This window comes from Pseudoalteromonas sp. S2755 (assembly GCF_005886535.1).
Classification (GTDB): Bacteria; Pseudomonadota; Gammaproteobacteria; order Enterobacterales; family Alteromonadaceae; genus Pseudoalteromonas.
Map to the genome: position 1 here is coordinate 1 of NZ_PNDS01000088.1, position 4,971 is coordinate 4,971.

Below are 4,971 nucleotides of genomic sequence, written 5' to 3' on the forward strand. Positions count from 1 at the left end.
CGTTCCGTATCAATGCGAATGTAAACGTTAACGCTAATTGCGTTTAGGTTTTTCAAAAAACCAAATTAATAATACCAGTTGTATTAAGTAAATGATCTATCTTGAAGCGGGGAAATAGCTTTAGTAGCAAGGCAAAAATTTTGCTATTTAGTTGTTCTAAATGAGAAATTTTTAACGAAGCTAATATGCTATTTCACCCTTCAAATTGATTAGAGAATTAATTCAATTGGTATAAAGCAACCTACCCAACCAATAAAAAAGCATGTGGTGGCCACATGCTTTTTTATTCTTTAAAGCCGACGTTTTAGCCCTACGCTTTAATCAAACGCTTTTGTAAGATCTGCACTTGATCGCGCGCTTGAGCTGCTTTTTCAAACTCAAGCTCTTTAGCAAACTTCATCATTTGTGCTTCAAGTCGGTCTATTTCTTTGGCGATCTCTTTCGCATCCATTGCAGGCATACCTGGTTTAAATTTGGCATCGATATCCACCACTTTGTCATCAGCCACTTCCTCGCCGAGATCCATCACATCCGTGATCTTCTTATTGAGCGCCGTTGGTGTAATGCCATTAACCTCATTATACGCCTCTTGCTTTTCTCTACGTCTTTGCGTTTCATCTATCGCTTGGCGCATCGAGTTCGTCACCCTATCACCATACAAGATCGCTTTACCATGTAAGTGACGTGCAGCGCGGCCAATTGTTTGAATAAGAGAGCGCGTCGAGCGTAAAAAGCCTTCTTTATCTGCATCGAGTATGGCAACCAATGAAACCTCAGGCATATCCAAGCCCTCTCGTAACAAGTTGATGCCGACTAGTACATCAAAAACGCCTTTACGTAGGTCTCGAATGATCTCCATACGTTCAACGGTATCGATATCAGAATGTAAGTAACGCACCTTAACATTATGATCGTTAAGATAATCGGTCAGATCTTCTGACATGCGTTTTGTTAGCGTAGTAACTAGTACACGCTCATTCACTTCCACCCGTTTGTAGATCTCAGAGAGTAAATCGTCAACTTGAGTTGCAACTGGACGCACCTCTACTTCTGGATCTAATAGCCCTGTTGGGCGGATCACTTGCTCGGCAACATCACCTGCAGATTTATTCAATTCATAATCACCGGGAGTCGCCGAAACATAAATGGTCTGTGGCGAAATCGCTTCGAACTCTTCAAACTTTAGTGGTCTATTATCCAGCGCAGACGGTAACCTAAAACCATATTCAACCAAGTTTTCTTTACGACTGCGATCCCCTTTATACATCGCACCCACCTGCGAAACAGTAACGTGAGACTCATCGATGATCATAAGCGCATCATCCGGCAAATAATCTAACAAAGTTGGTGGTGGCTCGCCTGGCGCACGCCCCGATAAATATCGGCTGTAATTCTCAATACCAGAGCAATAACCAAGCTCGGTCATCATTTCAATGTCGTACTGTGTACGTTGAGCAATGCGCTGCTCTTCAACTAGGCGGTTTTTATCCAATAATTGAGTACGGCGGTCTTTGAGTTCTGCCTTAATGCGCTCAATGGCATCAAGGATCTTTTCTCTTGGCGTTACATAGTGAGTTTTTGGATAAATAGTTGCGCGAACTAGATGTTTTTCAACGGCGCCAGTCAAGGGATCAAACAAACTGATCCGCTCTATCTCGTCATCAAACATCTCAACCCGCACCGCGATAGTTTCCGATTCGGCAGGAAAAATATCAATAACTTCACCGCGAACTCGATAGGTACCACGGCTAAAATCCATATCATTACGCGTATATTGTAGTTCAGCCAAGCGCCTTAACATATCACGCTGATCGATAGTTTCACCGACTTTCAATAACAACATCATTTTCATATACGAGTCGGGATCGCCAAGGCCGTAAATCGCTGAAACTGAGGCGACGATGATAGTGTCTCTGCGCTCAAGCAAGGCCTTGGTCGCAGATAAACGCATTTGCTCTATGTGATCGTTGATAGACGCGTCTTTCTCAATAAATGTGTCGCTGGCAACGACATAAGCTTCGGGTTGATAATAGTCATAATAAGAGACGAAATACTCAACCGCATTATGAGGAAAGAACTCTTTCATTTCGCCATACAATTGCGCCGCCAGCGTTTTGTTATGCGCCATAATAATCGTCGGGCGGTTAAGGTTATTAATGATGTTGGCCATAGTAAAGGTTTTACCCGTTCCCGTAGCCCCCAGCAAGGTTTGATGTGCAAGACCCGATTCTAAACCATCGCACAGCTGAGCAATCGCTGTTGGTTGATCTCCGTTTGGTTGAAACTCAGAAACTAGCTGAAACTTATCTTCCATTACGCCTCCTTTTGAACCTCGCTTGCTGCAATTTCATTAATCACTTTCTTAAACCAATTGTAGGCGATGGCTGCGGTAAATAAATTCCCCAAAGCAGCGCCAGCAAATAATCCAGGCAACCCAGCCAACTGTGAGCCTATATAAGCGATAGGTACATAAAATATGAACAGTCGGATCACACTTAGAATGAGCGCATTCATCGGTTTATGCAACGCATTAAATGACGAATTAGTTAATATGATAACGCCTTGAAGGCCGTACCCTAGCGGCATGATATAAATAAATAGTTGTATGGTTTCAACGACAGCAGGCTCATTACCAAAAGTATGACTAATATAGTAAGCGCTCAATACCAGTATTAAGTAGACCGCAAATTGAAAACCAAGCACAAATTTAAGTGTTTGGGTATAGGCATCAGCCACACGCTGGTATTGTTTTGCACCAAAGTTTTGACTTACAAAGGGAGGCAACGTCATAGAAAGCGCTAAAACCACCAGACTTGCGATAGACTCGATACGACTCCCAACACCAAACGCGGCCACAGCTTCAGGTCCATAACTGGCAATAAGTGCAGTCATTACCGCCATTGCTAAAGGTGTCAGCATATTTGCGCCAGCTGCAGGCAGGCCTATGGTGAGAATTTTTTTCGCCGCATTTGTGAAGCTGGTATATTTTGCAGTCAGTGAGATAAGACGCTTTTTAACTATCAGTAAATATAGAATGATAGTTACCCCTAGACTCCAAGACAATACACTGGCCACAGCAGCCCCCTTTACACCCATTGCATCAATAGGCCCAAATCCAAAGATTAATATCGGGTCCAGCACCGCATTGACTAACCCCCCTAGCCCCATAACTAAACTTGGTGTTTTGGTATCACCACTGGCGCGCAGCACTGAATTACCAATCATCGGCGTTATCAATAAAATCGAGCCAATGAACCACACGGACATATAGTCGTGAATAAATGGCATAACCGCTTCACCTGCGCCGAGAAGAATAAAGATCTCATCGACAAAAATAAAACCAAGAATAGAAAGTAATGAAACTAATATCGCAGAGATAATAATAGCCACTGCGGCATCAAATTTAGCTTCGTCAAGCAAATTGCTACCCAAAGCCTTAGCAATAACGGCAGATGTTCCAATACCTAACCCAATGGCTAAGCTAATTACAGTAAAGGTAACAGGAAAGGTGAAGCTGATTGCGGCGAGCGGCTCGGTGCCGAGCATACTAATAAAGAAAGTATCAACGAGATTAAACATCATCAGCGTGATCATCCCGAATATCATGGGGATCGTCATTCGCTTTAAAGTCGCCCCAATATCACCAAAAAGGATATCGTTGCCATTGGAATTTGACTTTGCTTGAGTCATAACAACCTATTTCTGATACTTTAAGCGGCTCATTGTATGCTATTCAAGATGTTGACGCTATGCGGTAAACGTTGAGAGTCATTATAAAGTCTAAATTAACAACAGTTACCTATAAAAAGCTTGTATTACGCTACAGGATTAAGGTTTAGTGTTGAAAATAACGATTCAGTATGTTTTGACAAAAAAGTTACAATCCCACTTGCAAAGTAGCATGTTTTTTGCACAGCCAAAGTGGTAAAAAGTTCATAAAAGCTTCACACTGAACAACAAATAAACAAAAATATCAGACCAAACATAACTAATTGATATTCTTAAAATTAAATATTTATCGAATTTTACTTGAAACGGCTGCAGCGCCCTAATTTCATAGTCTTGCAATACTTCTCAAATAATAATAAACAATGTTATCCACAGATTCCGTGGATAAGTCACTCCAAGCCAATAGAATAAAGGTTTTCAGCTTGGAGTAATTTTGATCAATGACGTGTGTAGTGCGATCATTCTTAAAACAACAACTGGATCAATTTAGATCTCTAGGCTAACCTTGCTTCTGGAAGTAAAAAGCATCTGCCAACTAAAAATAACAAGGAACACATATCCAACTGTTTTAATTAAACTTTTTATTAAGTCATTGATTTTCACTTTAATGATAGTAACTACTTACTGTTTGTCACGCCGCGTTTAAATAGCGATTATCAATATCACACTATTTATGCTCATTGATCGTATTCACGTGATAATTGCAATGATTTAAAGATCTCAAGAAAACATCATAAAATGAGCAGTTAGGGATATAATTCAAACAAAACGTTCAAAAAATACATTAAGCAGAATATACCACTGTATAGATAAACAGTAAACACTGTATATGTTAATTTTATTCGACACCCCTACACGATGATTTAGGAATCTAATACAACAGCCCTATCTTTCATATTTTGCAGATCTTCATCATGTAGGCATATTGAAATCACAATCCACTAAAAGCCATCATATGAATGATGGATAAATTACGTATCGCTCAACTTTTACTTAGATTACTAAGCGGCATGTCGAGCGCTGCAATCAAAACCCACTCAGAGGAACAAAAATCAAACAGTAAAAGTCAATAGGCTCTATATCAAGAATACTCAACAAGCTAAAAAGCCAACAAATAGCGCATTAATTCATCGCTTAGTAGAGTTTTTTACGTTTCTGTGATTTTAGTGGTTGACACCTTGCAATGTCGTCATTAATATTTCGCCCCGTTGAGAGATACGCTTCCCCCTTAGCTCAGTTGGT

2 protein-coding genes are annotated in these 4,971 nt (G+C 40.6%); both read right to left on the reverse strand.

Going from position 1 to position 4,971, the window contains the following annotated elements; translation table 11 throughout:
- Positions 1 to 310: 310 nt before the first annotated feature.
- Positions 311 to 2,314, reverse strand: coding sequence for an excinuclease ABC subunit UvrB (gene uvrB / locus CWC03_RS15260; protein ID WP_138582618.1), 2,004 nt, complete (start codon positions 2,312 to 2,314; stop codon positions 311 to 313).
- Positions 2,314 to 3,690 carry an MATE family efflux transporter gene (locus tag CWC03_RS15265; protein ID WP_138582619.1) on the reverse strand — a complete coding sequence of 459 codons (1,377 nt, stop codon included), beginning with the start codon at positions 3,688 to 3,690 and terminating at the stop codon, positions 2,314 to 2,316. The genes uvrB and CWC03_RS15265 overlap by 1 nt, the downstream gene beginning before the upstream one ends.
- Between the last annotated feature and the right edge of the window lie 1,281 nt (positions 3,691 to 4,971).